Here is a 21,564-nt window from a genome sequence, read left to right on the forward strand (position 1 = left end):
AAGAAGGTCCGGAACCCTCGGCAGCAGTGCGGGGTTCCGGCGGGTTAAACCGATCTGATGGAGAGCCATAATGGCCACCAAGAAAGTGAAAGTGCTTCGCGTCGTCAGCCGGAAGGATTCGTTTCGCCGCGCTGGACACGAATTCGGCGCCGAGCCGAAAAATCTCCCGCTGGACACGCTTCATCAAGACCATGTGTCCGCGATCAAAGGCGACCCGAATCTGGTCGCGGTTGAAGTCGAAGTGACGATCGACGAGGACGGCAACGTCGTGGAAGTGTCCCAGGAGACCGATCGCGACGAGGCCAAGTCGGCGCTACTGAATTGGGCCAGTGAGCTCGGCGAGCGAGACAACGCGCTCACCGTGCGCGAAAACGCGGTCAAGTCCCGCGAGGACGCGGTGTCTGCTGCAGAAGCTGCCCTGGTCGAACGCGAAGCCGGTCTGGCCGCGCGTGAAGCCGCGGCTGGCCAGGCGGCAGCGAAGGCCAACACCGCCAAGAAGTAAGCCATGGCCTACGCAACGCAGAGCGACATGGCGGCCCGCTTCGGCGAGGATGAGCTCGTCGAGTTGACCGATCGCGATCGCACCGGTGCCGTCGACGCAGGCGTCCTGGCGGGCGCACTGGACGATGCCAGCGGCGAGATCGACAGCTACCTGGCTGGCCGCTATGCCGTTCCGCTTGCGCAGGCGCCGCGCTTTTTGTCGGGTCTGTGCTGCGATATCGCCCGCTACCGGCTGTGCGGCGCCGGCACCCGGCTGACCGAGGTTATCAACGAGCGGTATCGCAATGCGACCCGCTTTCTGGAGAAGGTCAGTTCCGGTGCCGTCTCCATCGGCCCAGTCGGCGACACCGGCACGGTGCCGGCTGCCGACAACCCGGTGATCTTCAACAGCGGCGGCAAGGCCTTCGCCCGTGGCCGGGGGGCACTGTGAGCACGCCGATCATCACAGCAGTCGAGCTGGCCATGGTGGCGAGGCTCCGCCTTGGCCTTGGGAAGATGGTTAGGTCCGTCGAAACGTACGGCGGCGAGCTCGACGACGACTCCGACGAAGTGATTCGCCGCTTTCCCGCGGCCTGGGTCACATTCGGCGGCGTGCGTGACACACAGCCCACGGCAACCAGTCGCGAGAAGTGGAAGGCCGAAGCCCTATTCGCGGTGATGGTGGGTGCGCGCAGCGTGCGCAACGAGCAAACCGCGCGGCATGGCGGCCCGGCCCTGCACGAGGTCGGCACCAACACGTTGATCTACGCCGTGCGCCGGCTGCTGTCCCAGCAGGATCTTGGCCTGCCAGTGCGCCACCTGGCGCCCGGTCGGATCCGTACCCTGCGACACGTGCTGCTCGATCGGGAAGCGTTTTCCTGCTACGCCTTGGAATTCCATACAGCTTGGGTCGAGGAAGTCCTGCAGAACGGACGATTTCCCGATCAGGTGGGCGATGGGCAGCCTGACGACGTCTTTGGTCGCTACGACGGACAGCTCGGTGTGCCAGATCCGGATTGGTTGCACACAGGCCTCAACTATTACCTGCAGCCTGACGACGGCAAGCCCGACGCCCAGGATCTCATTACGCACGGGAGCAACCCATGAAGGTTAAGGCCGCGCCCGGTCTGTCCGTTCCGAAGGAAGACAGCCCGCGGGAATACATCACCGAGGACCAGGACGTCGAGGTCGAGCGCACCGCCTATTACATGCGGCGCCTGGCGGAAGGCGACCTGGTCGAAGTCAACGATACCCCCGCCCGCAAGCGGGCCAGCAACGGAGGCGCCTGATGGCCAGCCCAAATATCAGTTTCGACGCGATCCCGTCTTCCATCCGCAAGCCGGGGAAGTACTTCGAGTTCAACACCCGGCTGGCCGTACGCACATTGCCCGGCAATCTGCAGAAGGTGCTGTTCGTCGCCCAGCGACAGCCGGCGGCCGGCCAGGCCGCTCCCACGCCGTCTGACGTGTTCTCGGATGAGCAGGCCGCATCGCTGTTCGGCCGAGGCTCAATCGCGCACTTGATGGCGCGCGCCGCGATCAAGGCCAACCCGTACCTGCAGCTCACCATCATGGGTATCGACGACGCGGTCGCTGGCGTGGCCGCGGCGGGCACGGTTACGCTGACGGGGCCAGCGGCTGCAGCTGGAGCCTTCTCGCTGTCGATCGCTGGCACCTCAGTCGATATTCCCGTCAGCACGGCCGACACCGCAACGGCACTGGCAACCAAGCTGGTGAACCAAATCGCCAACCAGCCGGACCTACCGGTCACGGCAACGGCCGCAGCGGGGGTAGTAACGCTAACCGCGAAGAACAAGGGTGAGCACGGCAACGCCATCAAGCTTGGGGCTACCAGCCAAGCCGCCGGTGTCACGGGCACCGTGACGGCGATGACAGGTGGATTGAACGATCCGGATCTGGCGCCTGCGCTGGCATCCTTGTTCGCAGCGGGCCACAACATCATCGGCTGCCCGTTCTCTACCCAGACCGCTCTGACGACGCTGCGTACGCACCTGGACGCCGTGTCCGGCCCCATGGAGCAGCGTGGAGCGCGCGGCGTGGCCGGCTTCCCTGGAACCCTAGCGGCAGGCAGCACGCTGGCGGCGGCCATCAATGCGGGGCGTATCTCGATCGGTTGGCACCGGGGCTCCGTGAAGCTGCCTGCGGAGATCTCCGCGGCCTATGCTGCAGTTATGGCGAGCGAAGAAGATCCTGCGCGCCCGCTTAACACCCTGCCGCTCACAGGCCTGGATGTCACCAGCTTGGTCGACCGCCCGTCTCGCACCGAGCAGGAAAACGCGCTTTACAACGGTCTGACGCCGTTCGAGATCGGCCCGGGAGACAAGGTGCAGATCGTTCGCGCGATCTCCACATACACCAAAGACCCGCAAGGTGTCGACGATGTATCGCTGCTCGACGTGACCACCATTGCCACCCTCGACTACGTTCGCAAGGCCTGTCGGGAGCGGATCGCCTTGCGCTTCCCGCGGGAGAAGCTATCGGAGAAGACGCCAGAGAAGGTCCGCTCCGAGCTGCTCGACGTCCTAATCAAGCTCGAAGAACTGGAAATCGTCGAGAACGTCGAGGCGAACAAAGACGGTCTGATCGTCGAGCGCGACAGCCAGGACAACAATCGCCTCAACGCCAAGATCCCGACCGATGTGGTGAATGGCTTGCATGTGTTCGCCGGCCGCATCGACCTGCTCCTGTAACTTAACATCCGGAGGCCAATATGGCATTGGAAGAATACGCTGGCGCCATCGTGCTGGAGTGGGACGGCCAGGAAATCGACGTGGTGGACTTCAGTGTCACCTCGCGGACTGGCACCAAGCCTGTCAAGACGATGAACCGCAATCGCCGCGTAAAGGGCTTTGCGCGCGGCATCGAGGAACACGAACTGTCGGTGACGGTGGTCGTTCCGTTGACGGGCGACAAGGACTGGCTGACCCTGGAGGGCGCAAAGCTCACCAGTTACCCTGCGAGCGCCGGTGGCAAGCGAGAGAGTTACCTGGACTGCTACGCCACCGAGGTCAGCGATAAGTACTCCGTCGAGAACGAGGCGCGTCGTGACATCCGCATCTTCGCCGCGCGCAAGGTGAACGAATGAAGATCACTGGCTCCCTCCTGTACGGCGTCGAGTTCGGTGGCGAGGTTCACTACGACTTCGCGCTGCGCCTGCCGACGGTGGCGGACAACATCGCTGCCGTCGAGGAAACGGAAGGGCCAGCCTCCGGGCTGCGCATTGAGGTCTATATGTACTCGCGCGCACTGGAGTCCCTGGGCACCATTCCGCGTGAGGCTATCACGTATGAGTTGCTCTCGGAGCAGCTTATGCCGGAGGACCTGGACATCCTTGGCGCCCACGTGGCAGAGGTTAAAAAAAAGCGGCTGCGGCGGAGGAACGACTCCGCCCCTTCCGGCTCGCCATCGTCGCCCTCGGCCGAATCGGAATCCCCGAGTCCACCGTCCGAAACATGACGGAAGCCGAGTTCGAGGGGTATATGGCCGCGCTGCTGCGGCCATCCTCGTCTCGGGGCGGTCGCACTACTCAGGAGACCAGCAAGCGCGTTGTCAGCCAGCGTAAGCGCAAACCAAGGAACGCGTGATGTCAGACCTTAACGTTGCTCTTCGCCTCACCACCCGCGATCAGATGTCGCGGCCGGCCACGCAGGCGCTGCAAGGTGTCCRCAGCGAGGGCCAGCGGCTATTTCAGGCGAGAGAGACGCTGGGCATTCGTTCCGAGCAGCGCATCCAGCGCGAGATCCGCCAGACCGAGCTGGCCTACCAGCGCCTGGCGGCCTCCGGGACTGCCTCGGCTCGCGAGCAAGCGCGCGCGTTCGATGCGATGCGCGCCAAGGTCGCTGAGCTTCGCCGCGAGATGGGCCAGGTATCGGCCCTGCAACGCGGTATGGGCATGGCGGGCGGCGCGGTTCGGCGTATGCAAACTGCTGCTGGAATCGGCATGGGCGTCGCCGCAGGTGCTTACGTGCTAAGCCGTCCCGCCGGTGCGCAGATGAGCTATGACCGTCGTCTGGCAATGATGTCGAACACCGCCTATGCAGACCGCGGCGTTGAGGGGCGCATCGCCGGCATGCGTACCCTGGAGGAGGCTGTTAAGTCTGCCGTCCGCTTCGGAGGAGGTTCGAAGGACCAGGCGGCTGAAACGCTCGACCAACTGATCGCTTCGGGTGCCTTCAGCGTCGACTCCTCCGTGCGCATGCTGCCGACGCTGCAAAAGTTCGCTACCGGTTCGGGCGCCGATCCCACCCAGCTCAGCCAGATCGCCCTGCGCGCCATGCAGACGTTCAAGATCAAAGAGACCGAACTGCCCAAGATCCTGGACATGGCGCTCGTCGCTGGCCAGGAAGGTGGCTTCGAGCTCAAGGACATGGCGAAGTGGTTGCCTCAGCAGATGGCGGCCGCCCGCAACTCCGGGCTCTCAGGTGTGGGTGGCTTCGCCAAGCTGCTTGCCGCCAATCAGGCATCCGTCATCACTGCCGGCACCAAGGACGAGGCCGGAAACAACCTGGTCAACCTCCTGGCGAAGATCAATAGCGCCGACACGGCCAAGGACGCGCAGAAGGTGGGTATCAACCTGTCGGGTAACCTGGCACGCGCCCGCTCGCTCGGCGTGGATTCCCTGGACGCCTTCGTCAACATGGTCGACAGCGTTGTCGGCAAAGACAAGCAGTATGCGGCCCTGAAGGCGAAGATCGGCACCGAGAAGGGTGAGCAGAAGAAGGCCACCATGGAAAGCATGGGCGATATCCTGCAGGGCTCGGCAATCGGCAAGCTGATCCAGGATCGGCAGGCGCTGATGGCGCTGGTTGCGCTGATGAATAACCGTGCCTACGTTAAGGATGTCCAGGCCAAGGCGATGGGCGCAGAGGGTGCCAATGAGAAGAACTTCTCCGTCATCGCGCAGACTCCATCCTTCAAGGTCGAGCAGGCCAAGAACGAGGCAGACTTCGCGCAGAACAGTGCCTTCTCGGGTTTCAATCGCGTCATCGGCGACACCGCTGAGAAACTCACGGCATACGCTCGGGAGTACCCCGGTCTGACCGCGGCACTCGCCGGCGCCACGACCGGCCTTGTTGCTCTAACCGCGGCCACCGCAGGGGCGGGATTGGGCTCGGTGCTGACCGGCGGTGCCGGCGGCGCGGCTGGTGGCGCTGCGCGGGGCGCCGCTGGTACGGCATTGCGCGCGGTGGGCCGCTACGCGCTATTGCCCGCAGCGGCCGGTGCGGGCGGCTACGCCTTCGGCACCTGGCTGAATGGTGGCATCAACAACCTGGTCGAGCGCTCCACCGGCGAGAAGGGAGCGACCCTTGGCAGCAAGATCTACGACTGGACGCACCCCTCTGACCCCTCACCGGCCGGAGCGACGCCCTTGCTCAACAAGCTCGACAAGCAGACCGCCGCCATCGAGGCGCTGTCCAAGGCGCCGCAGCCCATCTCGGTGCCTGTCAAGGTTGTGCTTGATGGTGTGGTCATCGCCGAGTACATGAACAACTTCAACTCCCGTGAGACCAGGAGGAACTGATGGCCTGGAAAGACGACCTTCTGGAAGCCTCGTTTCGGGGCGTTAAGTTCGATTGCGTGCGGACCCGAGACCGGCTTCCAAAGGAGCTGGCCAGGGACGCTTACCCGTACGTCGACGGTGAAGACATAGAGGATCTAGGCTTCGGCGCCCGGGAGATCCAGATCACCGCGACCTTCTTCGGGGATGACTACAAGGTGCGCCTGGACGCCTTCCTCGGTGCCCTCGCCACGCGCGGCGTCGGCGAGCTTATCCACCCGGTGTTCGGCAGCATTCCAAACGCCCAACTGGTCGACCTGGACGTTGGACATGACGCGGAGAATCCCGATGCTTGCACGGTGGAACTGCAGTTCCTGCGGGCGACGCCGGGCAATCCATTCTTCGTACAGTCGCTGCCGAACCAACGGGCGGACGGCGCGATCCAGGCCGCAGAGGCAGCACGCGGCAAAGGATCGGAGGTGTTTGCGCAGGCCTTGGATAAGCTCCGGGCGCTCAAGGGCGCATACGGCCGATTGAATGCCCTGAGAGGCATCTTGAGCGGTACCCTCGGACCAATCTACAACCTGGTCACGGGATTTACTCGGACCACGCTGGATTTCCTGAACTTCCCGCGTGCTTTCAACAGTGACCTGGTAGGCCTCATCAAGGGTATGGGAGACCTGCGCTCTTTCGACACCGGCGTATTGTTCTCGGATTGGAAAGGCATGCTCGGCCAATACCAGGACGTGGTCAAGTTGCCCGCGCAAGCGAGCGCCTCACAGTCCGTCATCGGTGCATCGGGGATCGCTCAGAGTACCGATGTGGCTAAGGTCACGGCGATGGTTCAACTGGCGACCGCAACTGAGCTGGCGTCGATTGCCGCCGATGTCCTGGCAGCAGAGACGCAAACGCCAACGCTTGCGCACACCGAGATCGAGCAGATCGCAAATGATACCCGCGGCGCGATCGAAGTCGCGGTGGCCAGTTATCGGGAAGCCTATGGCGTGGAGGATGCCCGGCCCGTGATCGAGTCTCTCAAGGATGTGGCGTTGGCGGTTCAGACGATCGCCATAGAGGCCATCGATGCCAGACCCCCCATCGTAACCAGAACGGTGGAGGCACCAGGCAATCTGTCGTTGATCGCCCACCATTGGTATGCAGACCATACCCGGGCGACCGAGCTTCTGCGCCTCAATCCCAGTATCCACAATCCGAATTTCATTGGCCGTGGGGAGGTGCTGCGTGCCTACGCGAGCTGAGAACATGGTTAGTCTGTTGATCGGCGGCCGGGTCCATAGCGATTGGACCACCTACCGGATCGACTCGGACCTGCTCATTCCTGCAGACGCCTGGCAGGTCAGCCTGGCCGCGCCTCGCATCGACGTACCGACCAGCGTTAGGGAAGGCGAGCTGGTGGAGGTGCGCGTCGGCAACGATACGGTGCTTTCGGGGCGAATTGACGAGATCGACCACGAGGTCGGGAAGAACCAGCATACCCTCATGCTTTGTGGTCGCGACGGTGCGGCTGTCCTGGTCGACTGTTCCGCGCCCATCTTCGTGTCGAAGCAGATCACGCTCGCCGAGGTGATCGCTAACGTTGTCAAGCCGCTCGGTATATCCCGCATTCGCGTCGAGGCGGGAGGCACCGCGACCTACGACAAGGTCAATGTCGACCCGTGCGACACGGCCTGGGATGTCCTGACCAACGCCGCGGAAGGAAGCGGGCTGTGGCCCTGGTTCGATCCAGACGGCACGCTCGTGATTGGTGGTCCTGACTACTCAAAGCCGCCGGTGGCCAGCTTGGTCATGCGCCGCGATGGCAAGGGAAACAACCTGGTGAGCCTGGGCCGGCAGGCATCGATCGCGGACCGCTACTCGGAGATCACCGCATTGGCGCAGTCGCACGGCACGTCACTGGAAGCTGGCAAGCACGCCCTGAAGGCCACGGCGCGTGACACCGGCGTCTCCTACTATCGCCCTAAGATCGTGGTGGACCACGATGCACCAACACTGGCATCCGTGGAGGCACGTGCGCGGAAACTGCTCGCCGATTCTCGTCTGCGCGGCATGACGCTCTCGGCGGTCGTCCGCGGCCATCGCGCGTCGGACGGGATCCTCTGGACCCCAGGCCAGCGCATTCATGTGCTATCCGAGCCGCATGGCATTGATGGCATCTACTTTCTGATGGGGCGGCGTTTCGAGGGCGGCCGCGGCCAGGTCAAGGGAGCGAGAACGACGCTGGCGCTAAAGGAAGATGGCGTGTGGGTGCTGGACGCCCATCCGCATACCAAGCGCAAGCGCCATCGCAAACAGATCGGCCCGGGCGAGATCCTCTCGGACGCAGTACTCATGGGGCAATGATGGTCGGGGACATCGACAAACGGATCCGGCGCGCAATGGCCGGTATCCRCCAGGGCTTTCGCGCCGTGCTCACGCTAGCCAACAGCGACTCTGCAGTGATGCTCGCGCAGGGAAATGGGCTGGCAGGGGAGCAACTCCAGGACGCGGAGTTGTTCCAGCACTACGGGCTGACATCCAATCCTCCGGAAGGAACAATGGTGGTGGTGCTGCCGATCGGAGGAAAGACGAGCCACGGCATCATCATTGCAACCGAACATGGCAGCTATCGGCTGAAAGGGCTGAAGAGCGGCGAGGTCGCGCTTTACACGGACGAAGGCGATTCGGTGCACCTACAGCGAGGCCGTGTCATTGAGGTCACCACGAAGGTGTTTCGGGTGATCGCGGAAGAGAAAGTCGAGCTTGTCACGCCTCTTGTGGAAGCCAGCGAGAAGGTAATTGCACAAGGCCTCCTCAGGGGGAATGGTGGACTGGCCGTCAAGGGCGGCGACGGGGATGCCACTGCTGTTATCGAAGGCAAGGTGGTCGCCGACGACGTGATCGCGGGCGGCAAGAGCGGTGCCCACCACCGCCATCCAGAGACCGGCGGGATCACCGACGAGCCCCTATTGATGTAGCATTGCCGTTCGGGCCACCGTCCTGGCGGCCCAGTACTCCCCTGACATCCGTCCACCTGATCTAGCACGTGCCATGCCTCGAAAATCGAAGCATGGACGCTCTTCTCGACCCCCAGACCGGTGGCTACACCGGAACCCGAACCAGCACCCTGGCGAATGCGGTCTATCTTCGCCTGGCGACGCCGCTTGGTTCCTACTGGGCTGATCCCACACTTGGCTCTCGGCTCCATGAACTGGCGCGCGAGAAGGACGTTGCTCGGGTTGCAATCCTAGCCAAACAGTACGCCGAGGAGGCGCTGGCGCCGCTCGTTAAGGACGGCCGGGCACGCTCCATTGTCGTGGAAACGGAACGTGTCGAAAGCGGCTGGCTGCGATTGAGAATTGCCGTGGAAGACGCCAGCGGCAGCATCCAACACTTTGCGCACCCTGTGAAGGTAGTCTGATGGCATTCACTGTTAAGACACTCGCACAGATCCGGGACGCGCAGTTGCGCGACATTTCAAATCAGCAACCGGAAGCGGACACCGGATCGGACTCGGACCATTTCGTCCGCTCCAGCGCCACGGCCAGTTCGATCGAAGGCTTGTACGAGCATCAGGCATGGATCTCCCGGCAGATATTCCCGGACAGCGCTGACGAAGAGAACCTGAAGCGGCATGCCGCGCTGCGCCGCATCTTCCAGAAGCCGGCCGTCGCCGCTTCCGGGAGCATCCGCGCTAAGGGTGCTCCAGGTGCTGCCCTGCAGTCGGGCCTTGCTGGCGTGGCAGGCGGCCAAGTCATAGTCACCACCGCGAGTGCCATCGTGGGTGCGGACGGCACTGTAGTCGTCAATGCGGCCGTCGGCGCCACGGGTACGGCAGGAAACCTTGCCGCTGACACGCCAGGCCAGTTCGGCGCGGCGCCTAGCGGCGTGGCTAGCGAGTTCCAGATTGTCACGATGCGCGGTGGGCTGGAGATCGAGACGCCGGACCAGTTGCTATCTCGCTTGCTAGCGCGCTTGCAAGATCCGCCCGCCGGCGGGAAGACTTCCGACTATCGCGGGTGGGCGCTTGAGGTCCCTGGCATCACAGGTGCCTACGTGTTCCCGCACCGGACTGCCGTGGGCAAAGTCGACGTCGCGGTGATCAGCGGCAATGGCCTCGCCAGCGAAGAGCAAATCATTCAGGCCCAGCTCAATATCGACCGCAATCGGCCTGCGGGCGCACGTGGTGCCACGGTGTTCGTGCCGACCCTGAAGGTGGTTGATTTCGCGCTTGCCCTGCAAGGGGATATCGATCCCGATATCGCGTTGCCCCAGCTCTACACGTCGATCGGAGCGTATTTCGATACCTTGCAGCCGGGTGCTCCGATGGTTAAGTCCCGGATCGAGGCCATCGTCTCCGATACGCAAGCTGTGATTGATCGTCGGATCGACGCGCCACCCGCAAACGTTGTTCCGGTTGTTAGTCCTGTCGTCGTTGAGTGGCTTCGGCTAGGAACAATCTCCCTGTCGGAGCTGGTATGACGCACGCCGAGCTCCTCGCACTACTGCTGCCACCAGGAAGCTATGACGCTAGCGAGCCTCGCCTGTCAGCTGAGCTCGCTGCGGAGGGCGGTGCTCTCGACCAGGCACAAAGCGATGCGTCGAAGGTCCTGGCCGGCATCACGCCATACGATTCAGCCGAGATGCTCGCCGATTGGGAGCGTGTCTACGGCTTGCCCGATCCATTGCTTGGGCCGAATCAAACACTGCAGCAGCGCATGGCAGCGCTGATTCAACGCATTAACGAAGTCGGCGGCCTCTCGCGGGAGTACTTCATCTTCGTTGCTCTGAACCTCGGCTTCAGCATCAACATCACAGAGTTTCAGCCCTTTCGCGCAGGGCGCTCCCAAGCTGGGCAGCCTGCATATGGAGAGGCCTGGGTATTTACATGGCGGGTTAATGCGGCTGAGACCACAATCTTCCGATTCCGAGCGGGGCGAAGCGCCGCGGGCGAGCCGCTCGCGAAGTGGGGCAACGAGCTGCTCGAATCGGTGCTTCGCCGACTAGCTCCCGCTCACACTGTGCTCCAGTTCGCATATGGTGGCGATCCGTCGCTTCTGATAGACGAGGAGGGAGATGGCTTCCTCCTGGACGAAGACAACGACCCTTTGGACCTTTCCTGACATGGCATCAAAACCGCTCTCCAAGAGAAATCGCGTCACGGCATTCCGTGGCGAGGAGCTATTTCCGGTCACCCGCGATGGCGAGACGATGGCTGGCTCGATTGACGTGCTGGCGCAATTCACGGCGCCGCTAGTGCCGATCGCGCAAGAGGTACTGGGCCTGGCTGACGAAGCCGCTGCCAGTGCCAGCGCTGCTCAGGAAATCGCCCAGCAGTTTGGCGATGTGGCGGGCGCGGTGACTCAAGCGACCATCCAGGCGGGCATCGCGGGAAGTTCGGCGCTTGCGGCCGGCGTGCAAGCGGCCCTTTCCACGGCGAAGGCGGCCGAAGCGTCTGCACGCGCCTCCGCAGCAGATGCGGCGAGGGCTGCCGCCGAGGCCGCGCGAGACGCCCTTAACACCACGGGAAAGGTCTTCACGGCGGCCGAGGGTACTGCGGCTGGCATCGTTGCCACGGCCAACGGGCAGCAGTTTGCTGTGCTGAGCACGGACTCCCTGACCTGGTTGGTATATCGCAACAACGCTGGGGCTGCCCTTCCGCTTAGCGGGTCGTACACGAAGGCGTATGTTGATCAGTTGGCCGATCTGACTGATGACCGTTACTACCGCGGCAAGCGGATCATGTTCGGCAGAGTCGGTGCCAGCAACCGCATCGGCGACGTCATCACAGAGGATGGCCAGCACTATGCGAAGTACGCGATCCGGGGAGGCAACTCCAGCATATCGATCTCGCGGGCTGCGGACGGATTTTTTGAGGTCATCCTCGGCCTCTTCGATTCCCTGACGTTCAATAGCGGGGCGGTGGTTGGGGGCACCACCGACTTCTACTATGGCGGCAAGAGGGTCGTCTCTGGGCATGTTGATGCCAGCAACCGTATTGGGAACATCATCACCGAGGACGGGCAACACTACGCGAACTATGCGCTGAGGGGGAAGAGCGGCGTCACCGTCACGCGAGCAAAGGACGGGTTCTTTGAAATCGCAGTTGGCGGGAGCTTTGATGCGCTGAACTTCAATGGAGGGGCAGCGATTGGCGGGGTCACGGACTTCTACTATGCCGGCAAGAAGGTTGTCGGCGCATCGGCAGATGCGAGCAATCGCGGTGGGTGGGTGTTGACAGAGGATGGTACGGTCTATATCCCAAAGCTCGTTTCTCCAGCGTTGGACGGTGCTGGCTCAACGGCGCCGCTTGAGACCGCAGACTTCGTATTTGAAGTGGCAACGGTTGGGGGCAAGCAGCAGATTCGCCGCACGAAGAAGATCAGTGGTGTACGCAGCGCTGCCGCGAGTCTGGGAAACAACAGTGCGCCACGCCTCTCGGCGGATGGAGCCAAGATCATCTATTCCACGGACCGCAACGGCGCGCGCGAGGGCTACTATCAGTTGCTGGCTGGCACCAAGCTGGGCGGTGCCATCGAGCACCCTGTCGTACCGCGCCCAAGCCTCATGCCATTGGGCGACAGCCTGACGGCCGGCGACTACGCGGCATTGGTGGCGGCGGCCTTTGGTATGCCACTGCTAGTGCCATCGAGCGATGCAAGCGCTGGTATTGGAAGTCAGAACAGCACCCAGATCGCGGCTCGTTACGGAGCGCTAGCGCTGACCTGCAGTCTCTCCGGCAACACAATGGGCGCAGTAGCCAACTACCTGACTGCCATCAGCGTGCACCTGATAGCACGCGTGGGCGATCAGGTTGGCACTGTTCGGAGTTTGCGCGCTTCGATACTCGGTATCACTGGCACGCTCACCTCCACGCAGAGCGCAACGTCAGTGCCAAACTCGATCACCTTCGGCGGGCAATGGTACACCTACACGTTCACGCCAGACGCCGGGCAGACGTTGCCAGGCACCGTGCCAGCTGGCACTGCACTGGTGATCGATCCGGAGGCGCGGCAGGACAGCGTTCTGCTGGTTTGGATGGGTCGAAACGACGTGGGCGCCGCTGGCTGGCAGGACACCGTTAAGGCAAATATCGCCGCAGTGGTGGCTGCATACAAGCCCTTGGTTCGTCGCATCTGCATTCTCAGCATCACGAACGCTGTAGCCGAACCCATTGGCACAGCGAACTACGACCAGATCGTGGCTTTCAACGCTGATATTGCAGCGCTTTATCCCGATAGCTACGTCGACGTGCGAGCAGCTTACAACGCAGGCACCGCCACCGATATTCCCGCTGCAGCCAATACCTCAGACGGCGTCCATTACACCACCGCCGGAAAGACTGCCATCGCGGGAGCTGTTATTTCCTTCATCACCTCGAAAGGCTGGTACGCATAATGAGCTACTCCTTCATTCAACGCAGCGGCACCGATTTCACTGATCCCTCGATCGAGAGGCTGCAGCTCGACCCGCTGGTGATCGCCGGCTCTCTGTTTCGTCTGGACTTTCTTAGTGCTTATAGCAACCCGAACCCCGATGGCGCGCTAGGCAGTGGCGCGATCTTTAAGAATCTGGTCCAGAACGGACTGGACGCTACGTATAGTCCAATAGGCGGCAACGTCTTCACTGTGCAGCCTGGGCGCAAGGGACTTTTTTGTGCCTCGACAAGCACCACTTCGGATAGCGCCATCGTCTTTCCCGCTGGTGAAATGGATATGCATACCGAAGGCGGAGACCACAACTGGATCATCCATGCTTGGGTGAAGATGGTTGCGGGCTACCAGGTCAATGGCTCACAGATTTTAGGGGACCGTGTCTCGGAGACGAGTGCTTATTGGGGCGTGACGCCGGCCGGCATGTCTATTCAATGCGGATCAGGGACACCGCTTGGGGCAGCCCCTTACGGGCTGGTGCGGGCTAATGGCGGGGCGACCAGTGCTGGTCAGGGTGCCGCTGACGCTCTTCTGAACGCTGCACACCTACTATCCCTGTCATACGTCAATGGAATCTTGCAGTTCTATGTTGATGGCGCACCTCAAGGAGTAGCTGTTGTTTACGGGTCCGCAGGAACCCTTGGGCTTCCCAGCCGTCGGTCGCACGGCACGTTTGTTTTCGGTGCACTCCCCGCCGCTGGCGATACGGTGACGATCAATGGCAACGTCATCACGTTCGTGGCGGGCGGCGCAGTTGGCGCACAGGTCAACATCGGCGCGGATGCCACGGCGATGGCACTGGCCCTGAAGACGTACATCAACGCCAACAAGACCACCCTGGGTGCGACTGCGGAAGGAACTGGTACGACCCTCGCTGTGATTCAACGGGCAACCGCTACCACGCTGACCCTGGCCAAGTCCTCGGCCAATGTCACGGTGGGCGCGGTCGTCGCTCCGAAGGGTATGCGGATCAATCCGTACATGAAGGGCGACTACTACTGCGTCTCTGGCGAGGACTTGACGGTTTCGGGCCGCACCGCAGCGGCTGCAGCTGCTGCCGAGTTTGCGGGCTATCGACCGAAGCTGGTCGCGGCCGGATTGGCAGTCTGAGCGCGAAGTAGGAAGCCGCTGAGCTAACGCAATCACAGAGGAACAGATCTTATGCATCGCATCGACCATCCAACAGCAGTTGCGGTTCGACCGGCTCCCGCGGCTGCCGGTACGCCGGGCTACTTTACCGGGGGAGATCCCTTGGCCGGCCAAGAGGCCACGTGGGTGACAGAGGATTGGCTTAACGACGTTCAGGAGAACATCGCCCAGGTGATCGAGGCCTTCGGTGCCCTGGCCAAAGGCGATGGTACTCAGCTGCTGCTGGCGATCCGCGGCTTGATCTCGACCGAGGGCGGATTGCCGATCGGCGTGCCGGTACCGTGGATGGGCAGCGTCGCATCGATCCCAGCCAACTGCGTGCCGCTCATGGGCCAGACGCTGCCGCGATCGCTCTATCCGCTGGCGACAAACCACGCGCTGACTTGCGGCATCGTCGTTACCGATGCTGACTGGTTGGCCCAGGCCGTCCATCGCACGAAGTTTTCGCTCGGTGATGGCTTGAACACCATTAGGCTGCCCGAACTGCGTGCCGAGCTAATCTACGGTGCCGACATCGGGCGGGGCGTCCGTGGCGGCAACATCGGTGACTGGCTGGCCGATGATCTGAAGCCCCACAACCACCCGGCGACAAGCAACAACGATGCTGGTCATGATCACGGCGGACTTACGAGCACGAACGGCGACCACAATCACGGGTTCGAAGGTTCGCCTGCCGCAGGAAACCCGGACGCACAGGGCGCCGATGCCGGCGCCTCGATGCTGGACTTGACGCAGTTCGTCACGAAGTACACAAGTGTCAATGGAGCGCACCAGCACGGCATTCCGTGGGGCGGAGTTCACAACCACATTATCAATGTCCTGAATGCAGGCGGCTCCGAAACGCGCCAGCGCGGCGTGGGCTATCCGTACATCATGCGAGTCAAGTAATGGAACACGCCGAAACCATCATTTACCACTGCGACCCGGCCACCGGGGAGTTCCTCGGATCCGGTCCCGCCTATGTCGGGCCGGCGGGCGACGTACAGGTGCCAGCGTTTGCCTCAGTCACGCCGCCTCCCGGAGGCCCTGAAGGGCAAGTCGCAGTGATGCTCGGTGTCCCGGATCCGGTCGACCACTCCTGCCAGTGGGCCGTGGTCACGGATTGGCGTGGCACCGCCCTCTATCGGACAGCGGATGGCACCGCGTTCGAGTTCGGGCAGGGAGACCTGGCTTGGCACGGCCTCGGTGACCTCCCCGAGCAGCTCACGTCAGAACCACGTCCTTCTGCGTTTCATGTTTGGGCGGCAGACGCCTGGACGTTTGACCTGGTGCTCGCCAGGGCAGCAAAAGTCGCGGAGATCAACGCCGAACGGGCCAGGCGGGAGGTGGCCACATTCCCATACGCGGGGAAACGGTTCGATGCCAGCGATCAGTCAGAGAAGCGCATTGTGAGCGCCACACAGCTCGCCAGCCTGGCTAAGACTGCCGGTCGGGCCTTCACTATGGCCTGGACGGCCGCCGACAACACGGAAGTCGAGTTGGATGCGGATGCCCTGGTCGACCTGGCACTGGCACTGGCGGCGTACCGGGATGGTTGCCACCGGGCTGCCAAGCTGCTGAAGGATGCTGCGGCTACCGCTGGTGACGAAGCCGCCCTGGCAGCGATTGTCTGGCCAGCAGACGTGTAGCGTAAGGAAGCGACGTTCTTTTAACGCTTTTTCGCGGGTGAGCTCCACTGCCCTTATCATGTTCGCTCCGAGGGACTTCGAAGCGCATATGCAAAAACAACTTTTTGGGCACATTGAGACTCGACAAGGCTTGGCGCAGGCAATGCTTTGCCGAGACGATGACCTGCCGGAGCAGGCATCGCTCCACTATTGGTATCCGCCAAATAAGCCGGGCGAGCATACGGTAACTACTGTTGTGCGCGCCAAATGGTCAGCGCTGCCTGACGGCCAATTCGAGCTTGCCCCTACCCTCATCCTCACCAACACCCCGGACGGCGCAACCGTCGCTGCGCAGCTTTCGCCAGAGGATTTTGAGCGAGCTATGGCGACCCGCGCCAGACTTCGCCAGGAAGGGGAAGCACTTACCGGGCTATGGACGGATGCAGCTGGATCGGGAGCGATCAAGCTTGAGCCGCTTACGTCCAAGGGGGGGATTGCCCACGTGAAGAAATGTCGCACTTGGGGAGACTTTAAGCGGTGGGTCGAGACGGCCCGGGATGAGCATGGAGTGGCAGCATTTCGCGGCCATGGGAGCAATGCCTTTCGGTTGGAAACCACCTTATCCCGGCATGGCAGATCAGACTTACTGAGGTACTGGGAAACCACTATCCCCGCATTTCGCATGCACGCAGAAGCCGTGCTCGGCACCGAGATTGATATGCGGAACGGCAACGATATTTCGCGGCTTCTGGCGCTAGCACAGCATCACGGCTTGCCGACGCCGCTCCTGGATTGGACGAGTTCTCCCTACATCGCTGCCTACTTCGCGGTTACGGATGCTCTGGAATCGCGTAGGCCTAATGTTAAGAGCGTCCGGATCTATGGGTTATCTGACGCATTTTTCCAGGACCACTCGCCTAACTTGGTCACCGTACCCGCCTTGTTTCCATATGTATCAGGCTTAGGTGTCTCACCACGAGGGAATCCAAGACTTTATGCCCAGCAGGGCCGCTTCATGGTGACCAACGTAGGGAACGTTGAAGGGTTCATCTGCAACCTGGAGCGAGCGCTTGGCAAGAAGTATCTCGTCGCTGTTGACTTTCCGGTGTCACAAGCCGTTGCCGCCCTTGAGGACTTGGCTTTCATGGGCCTTACCGCCGCCACCTTGTTCCCGGGGCTGGACGGCGTCTGTCGTATGCTGAAGCATGGAATGTCATTCAAGCGGCCGTCCTCCCCGCCGCCTGGGCGCCCGGCCCCAAGTGGCGGCCCCACGGAGTTGTGCCCGCCCGAAGAGCCTTCTCCCATGGGGCCTGCTCAAGGGAGGGGGCTTGACGCCCCAGAGTGACTGGTAAGGCCTTGCGTGAGAATGCCGAACCTCGCGCAAAATCGTGCCAAACTAGGCGCGACGTTACAATTCCGCTACCGGGGGCCGCACCACGCATCCGGGGCAATAGCAGATTCGTGGCCAGTCAAACCGGTACCGGCAGAAGCCCGCCAGCACTCCGGGCCATACGACGAAATCATCGATATTCGAGAGCCTTATTGCTCTGCTCCCGGCAGGGTCGGCTTTCTTCTCGTTAGTCTTCTTTGCCGACGTGTATAGACCGGGGACATGGGTGACACATGTACGAGGACATGGTTGACACGGGCCGTATTCGATTGGCGGCAACTGCTCCGGATATGGCCTCGGGCTGGGCCGATACCGCGTGACGGGCGTCGCCAGGCCAAGGGCTTCGTGAGGTCGCTGCTGGTTGTAGACATCGCGCCAGCGATCGAATGCGCGCTGCGCATAACGGCAGGAAGCAAAGTCGTTGCCGGTGAGCACCTCGGCCTTAAAGGTGCGGTGGAACCGCTCATCCTTGCCATTGGTTTGTGGGTGCGCGGGGCGGCTATGGCTCAGGCGTACGCCCAGGCGAATCAGCCAGATCGCCAGAGCCGTGAGCTGGCCGGGTTGGGAAGGGCTGCCCCAGGGCGCACCGTTGTCGGCGTTGATGCGCAGCGGCAGCCCATAACGACGGAAGGCCTCGCGCAGATGGCGCTGCACCACTGCAGTCTGGGTCCTGGTGCAGGCCGTGAGCAGGATATTGAAGCGGGAATGGTCGTCCAGTACCGTCAGCGGGTAACACGGCACGCCGTCTCGGGTGGCAAACCAGCCCTTGTAGTCCATCTGCCAGAGATGGTTGGGCTCGGGATGCTCGAAACGCTGCCATGCCACCGATTTGGCCGAGGCCTCCGGGGTAATTAGCCCGTGGCGATGCAGGATCGAGGTGACAGTGCTGGGAGCCGGCGCCTCGGTATGCCCCAGGTCCTGCAAGCGGCGGCTGATCTTGCGCCCGCCCCAGGCAGGATGCTGCTGGCGAAGCGCGATCACGGCCTGTTCAAGGTCGGCGTGGGTCTGTTCCGGGCTGCGACTGGGCCGCCGAGAGCGGTCGACCAGACCGACCTCGCCTTGCTCGGCATAGCGCGCGAGCCATTTGTAGGCAGTCTGGGGACTGATGCTGAAGCGCCGGCATAACTCGCGGCGATTGCTGCCCTCTTGCTGGGCCAGAAGGATGAATTCTTGACGAAGGCTCATGGTGTCGCGCGTGCTCCAAGGCATGGTCGGATTCCGGGCAGATTCATTGCCCGAAAGTGTCAACCATGTCCTCGCACACCCGTCACCTATGTCCCCGGTCTATACACCGACGCAAAGAAGAGTGACCGGCAGCCCCCGCAGGGGGATGTCGTATGGCCCTTGGGTCCAAAAACCACTTGTAGATCTGGTCGCCGTTGGTAGCCAGCACGCCCATGTCCGACATGTACTCTTCCTTGGTCGGGATGCGGCCAAGGCGCGAGCAGATCGCAGCCAGCTCGGCCGAACCCAGGTACACGTTGGTGTTCTTGCCCAGACGGTTCGGGAAGTTACGGGTGCTGGTCGACATCACCGTGGCGCCTTCGCGCACTTGTGCCTGGTTACCCATGCACAGCGAGCAGCCCGGCATTTCGGTGCGGGCGCCGGCCGTGCCGAACACGCCGTAGTGGCCTTCTTCGGTCAGTTGCTTGGCGTCCATCTTGGTCGGCGGGGCAACCCACAGCTTGACGGGGATGTCGCGCTTGCCTTCCAGCAGCTTGGAGGCTGCGCGGAAGTGGCCGATGTTGGTCATGCACGAACCGATGAAGACTTCGTCGATCTTGGCGCCAGCCACTTCCGACAGGGTCTTGACGTCGTCCGGGTCGTTCGGGCAGGCCACGATGGGCTCATGCACGTCGGCCAGGTCGATCTCGATCACGGCGGCGTACTCGGCGTCCGCATCCGGCTCCAGCAGCTTGGGGTCGGCCAGCCAGGCTTCCATGGCCTGGATACGGCGCGACAGGCTGCGCGGGTCTTGGTAGCCTTCGGCGATCATCCACTTCAGCAGCGTGATGTTGCTGTTGATGTATTCGATGATCGGTTCCTTGTTCAGGCGCACCGAGCAACCGGCGGCCGAACGCTCGGCGGAAGCGTCGGACAGCTCGAACGCTTGCTCGACCTTCAGGTCGGGCAGGCCTTCGATTTCCAGGACGCGGCCCGAGAAGATGTTCTTCTTGCCTTGCTTGGCCACGGTCAGCAGACCCGACTTGATSGCGTACAGCGGRATSGCGTTGACCAGGTCACGCAGGGTGACGCCGGGCTGCATCTTGCCCTTGAAGCGCACCAGCACSGATTCCGGCATGTCCAGCGGCATCACGCCGGTGGCAGCCGCGAACGCCACCAGGCCCGAACCTGCCGGGAAGCTGATGCCGATCGGGAAGCGGGTGTGCGAGTCGCCGCCGGTGCCGACGGTGTCGGGCAGCAGCATGCGGTTCAGCCACGAGTGGATCACGCCATCGCCCGGRCGCAGCGAGATGCCGCCRCGGGTGSWGATGAACTSCGGCAGSGTGTGRTGGGTCTTGACGTCSACCGGCTTCGGRTARGCSGCGGTGTGGCAGAACGACTGCATTACCAGGTCGGCCGAGAAGCCCAGGCAAGCCAGGTCCTTCAGCTCATCGCGGGTCATCGGGCCGGTGGTGTCTTGCGAGCCCACCGAGGTCATCTTCGGTTCGCAGTAGGTGCCCGGGCGGATGCCCTTGCCTTCCGGCAGGCCGCAGGCGCGGCCAACCATCTTCTGGGCCAGCGTGAAACCGCGGCCCGTGTCGGCCGGGTTGTGCGGCAGGCGGAACAGCGTGGACGGGGCCAGGCCGAGCGCCTCGCGGGCCTTGGCGGTCAGGCCACGGCCAACGATCAGGGGAATACGGCCGCCGGCGCGCACTTCGTCGAACAGCACGTCGGACTTGACGGTGAACTCGGCGATGACCTGGCCATTCTTCAGGGCCTTGCCATCATAGGGACGCAGCTCGACCACGTCGCCCATTTCCATCTGCGACACGTCCAGCTCGATCGGCAGTGCGCCGGCGTCTTCCATGGTGTTGTAGAAGATCGGGGCAATCTTGCTGCCCAGGCACACGCCGCCGAAACGCTTGTTCGGCACGAAGGGGATGTCTTCGCCGGTGAACCACAGCACCGAGTTGGTGGCGGACTTGCGCGAGGAACCGGTACCGACCACATCGCCCACGTAGGCAACCAGGTTGCCCTTTTCCTTCAGCGATTCGATGAACTTGACCGGGCCGCGCTTGCCGTCTTCTTCCGGGGTGATGCCCGGGCGCGCGTTCTTCAGCATGGCCAGCGCGTGCAGCGGGATGTCGGGGCGGGTGGTGGCGTCCGGCGCCGGCGAGAGGTCGTCGGTGTTGGTTTCGCCGGTGACCTTGAACACAGTCACGGTCAGGCTTTGCGGCACTTCCGGGCGGCTGGTGAACCACTCGGCGTCGGCCCAGCTTTGCAGCACGGACTTGGCGATGGCGTTGCCCTTGTCGGCCTTTTCCTTGACGTCGTGGAAGGCGTCGAACATCAGCAGCGTCTTCTTGAGCGCTTCAGCCGCAACGGGACCAATCTCGGCGTCGTCCAGCAGTTCGATCAGCGGGGAGATGTTGTAGCCGCCCAGCATGGTGCCCAGCAGCTCGGCAGCCTTGGCACGCGAGATCAGCGTGCAGGCTTCCTTGCCCAGCGCCACGGCGGCCAGGTACGAGGCCTTGACCTTGGCGGCGTCGTCCACGCCCGCCGGCACGCGATGCGTGATCAGGTCGACCAGGACTTGTTCCTCGCCAGCCGGCGGGGACTTCAGCAATTCGATCAACTCCGCAGTCTGCTTGGCGGTCAGCGGCAGAGGGGGGATGCCAAGCGCGGCGCGTTCGGCTACATGGGCGCGATAGTTTTCAAGCATGGGAACCTGCGGAGTAATAGGGTTGCAAAAACCGGTTGTGCCGCGATTGTAAAATAAAGTGCACCTCTGGGTCAAACGTCTTATATCTTATATAAGAGTTAGAAA

The 21,564-nt window shown here is 62.6% G+C and carries 20 protein-coding genes and 1 pseudogene; 19 read left to right on the top strand and 2 right to left on the bottom strand.

The features are described from left to right. The first annotated feature begins 70 nt into the window (after window positions 1-70). From AC1DQR_RS34165 to AC1DQR_RS34255, 19 genes are all read left to right on the top strand, one after another. Window positions 71-502 (top strand): hypothetical protein, encoded by a 432-nt coding sequence (locus AC1DQR_RS34165; RefSeq protein ID WP_477134627.1) that lies wholly within the window; start codon window positions 71-73, stop codon window positions 500-502. Between the two features lie 3 nt (window positions 503-505). After that, a complete protein-coding gene (locus tag AC1DQR_RS34170) occupies window positions 506-931 on the top strand; it encodes a gp436 family protein (protein WP_477134628.1) in 426 nt (141 codons plus the stop codon). After that, window positions 928-1,587, top strand: coding sequence for a DUF1834 family protein (locus AC1DQR_RS34175; protein WP_416053128.1), 660 nt, complete (start codon window positions 928-930; stop codon window positions 1,585-1,587). Before AC1DQR_RS34170 ends, AC1DQR_RS34175 begins: the two co-directional genes overlap by 4 nt. Further along, window positions 1,584-1,769: a DUF2635 domain-containing protein gene (locus AC1DQR_RS34180; RefSeq protein WP_416053129.1), complete on the top strand. Its 186-nt coding sequence runs from the start codon at window positions 1,584-1,586 to the stop codon at window positions 1,767-1,769. The genes AC1DQR_RS34175 and AC1DQR_RS34180 overlap by 4 nt, the downstream gene beginning before the upstream one ends. Next, window positions 1,769-3,190 (top strand): phage tail sheath subtilisin-like domain-containing protein, encoded by a 1,422-nt coding sequence (locus tag AC1DQR_RS34185; protein WP_477134629.1) that lies wholly within the window; start codon window positions 1,769-1,771, stop codon window positions 3,188-3,190. Before AC1DQR_RS34180 ends, AC1DQR_RS34185 begins: the two co-directional genes overlap by 1 nt. A 20-nt stretch (window positions 3,191-3,210) precedes the next feature. Then, window positions 3,211-3,585: a phage tail protein gene (locus AC1DQR_RS34190; RefSeq protein ID WP_477134630.1), complete on the top strand. Its 375-nt coding sequence runs from the start codon at window positions 3,211-3,213 to the stop codon at window positions 3,583-3,585. After that, window positions 3,582-3,956, top strand: a complete 375-nt coding sequence (locus AC1DQR_RS34195) for a hypothetical protein (protein WP_416053132.1) — start codon at window positions 3,582-3,584, stop codon at window positions 3,954-3,956. The genes AC1DQR_RS34190 and AC1DQR_RS34195 overlap by 4 nt, the downstream gene beginning before the upstream one ends. A 127-nt stretch (window positions 3,957-4,083) precedes the next feature. Beyond that, complete coding sequence (locus AC1DQR_RS34200; protein ID WP_477134631.1) at window positions 4,084-6,021, top strand: phage tail tape measure protein; 1,938 nt, start codon at window positions 4,084-4,086, stop codon at window positions 6,019-6,021. Further along, a complete protein-coding gene (locus tag AC1DQR_RS34205; protein ID WP_416053134.1) occupies window positions 6,021-7,256 on the top strand; it encodes a DNA circularization protein in 1,236 nt (411 codons plus the stop codon). The genes AC1DQR_RS34200 and AC1DQR_RS34205 overlap by 1 nt, the downstream gene beginning before the upstream one ends. 4 nt (window positions 7,257-7,260) lie before the next feature. Next, complete coding sequence (locus AC1DQR_RS34210) at window positions 7,261-8,358, top strand: phage baseplate assembly protein (protein WP_477134632.1); 1,098 nt, start codon at window positions 7,261-7,263, stop codon at window positions 8,356-8,358. Continuing rightward, a complete protein-coding gene (locus tag AC1DQR_RS34215; protein WP_477134633.1) occupies window positions 8,355-8,972 on the top strand; it encodes a phage baseplate assembly protein V in 618 nt (205 codons plus the stop codon). The genes AC1DQR_RS34210 and AC1DQR_RS34215 overlap by 4 nt, the downstream gene beginning before the upstream one ends. A 92-nt stretch (window positions 8,973-9,064) precedes the next feature. Next, complete coding sequence (locus AC1DQR_RS34220) at window positions 9,065-9,415, top strand: phage GP46 family protein (RefSeq protein WP_416053137.1); 351 nt, start codon at window positions 9,065-9,067, stop codon at window positions 9,413-9,415. Further along, entirely contained in the window at window positions 9,415-10,476 is a 1,062-nt protein-coding gene (locus AC1DQR_RS34225) for a baseplate J/gp47 family protein (RefSeq protein ID WP_477134634.1), read from the top strand. Before AC1DQR_RS34220 ends, AC1DQR_RS34225 begins: the two co-directional genes overlap by 1 nt. Continuing rightward, complete coding sequence (locus tag AC1DQR_RS34230; RefSeq protein WP_477134635.1) at window positions 10,473-11,117, top strand: YmfQ family protein; 645 nt, start codon at window positions 10,473-10,475, stop codon at window positions 11,115-11,117. The genes AC1DQR_RS34225 and AC1DQR_RS34230 overlap by 4 nt, the downstream gene beginning before the upstream one ends. A gap of 1 nt (window position 11,118) precedes the next feature. Then, window positions 11,119-13,392, top strand: a complete 2,274-nt coding sequence (locus tag AC1DQR_RS34235; RefSeq protein ID WP_477134636.1) for an SGNH/GDSL hydrolase family protein — start codon at window positions 11,119-11,121, stop codon at window positions 13,390-13,392. Further along, the gene (locus tag AC1DQR_RS34240) at window positions 13,392-14,537 is read left to right on the top strand and encodes a hypothetical protein (RefSeq protein WP_477134637.1); all 1,146 of its coding nucleotides are present in this window, start codon (window positions 13,392-13,394) and stop codon (window positions 14,535-14,537) included. The genes AC1DQR_RS34235 and AC1DQR_RS34240 overlap by 1 nt, the downstream gene beginning before the upstream one ends. Window positions 14,538-14,588: 51 nt before the next feature. Continuing rightward, window positions 14,589-15,464 carry a hypothetical protein gene (locus AC1DQR_RS34245; RefSeq protein WP_477134638.1) on the top strand — a complete coding sequence of 292 codons (876 nt, stop codon included), beginning with the start codon at window positions 14,589-14,591 and terminating at the stop codon, window positions 15,462-15,464. Next, complete coding sequence (locus tag AC1DQR_RS34250) at window positions 15,464-16,204, top strand: DUF4376 domain-containing protein (protein ID WP_477134639.1); 741 nt, start codon at window positions 15,464-15,466, stop codon at window positions 16,202-16,204. The genes AC1DQR_RS34245 and AC1DQR_RS34250 overlap by 1 nt, the downstream gene beginning before the upstream one ends. A gap of 88 nt (window positions 16,205-16,292) precedes the next feature. Further along, window positions 16,293-17,528 (top strand): FRG domain-containing protein, encoded by a 1,236-nt coding sequence (locus AC1DQR_RS34255; protein ID WP_477134640.1) that lies wholly within the window; start codon window positions 16,293-16,295, stop codon window positions 17,526-17,528. Window positions 17,529-17,831: 303 nt separating this feature from the next. Here the strand turns inward: AC1DQR_RS34255 and AC1DQR_RS34260 are convergent. Both AC1DQR_RS34260 and acnB read right to left on the bottom strand, forming a co-directional pair. Continuing rightward, window positions 17,832-18,782, bottom strand: a pseudogene (locus tag AC1DQR_RS34260) (IS481 family transposase); the annotation flags it as partial. A gap of 58 nt (window positions 18,783-18,840) precedes the next feature. Next, window positions 18,841-21,459 carry a bifunctional aconitate hydratase 2/2-methylisocitrate dehydratase gene (gene acnB, locus AC1DQR_RS34265; RefSeq protein ID WP_477134641.1) on the bottom strand — a complete coding sequence of 873 codons (2,619 nt, stop codon included), beginning with the start codon at window positions 21,457-21,459 and terminating at the stop codon, window positions 18,841-18,843. Window positions 21,460-21,564 lie beyond the last annotated feature (105 nt).

The sequence above is a fragment of the Cupriavidus sp. 05L411 genome, assembly GCF_056398045.1.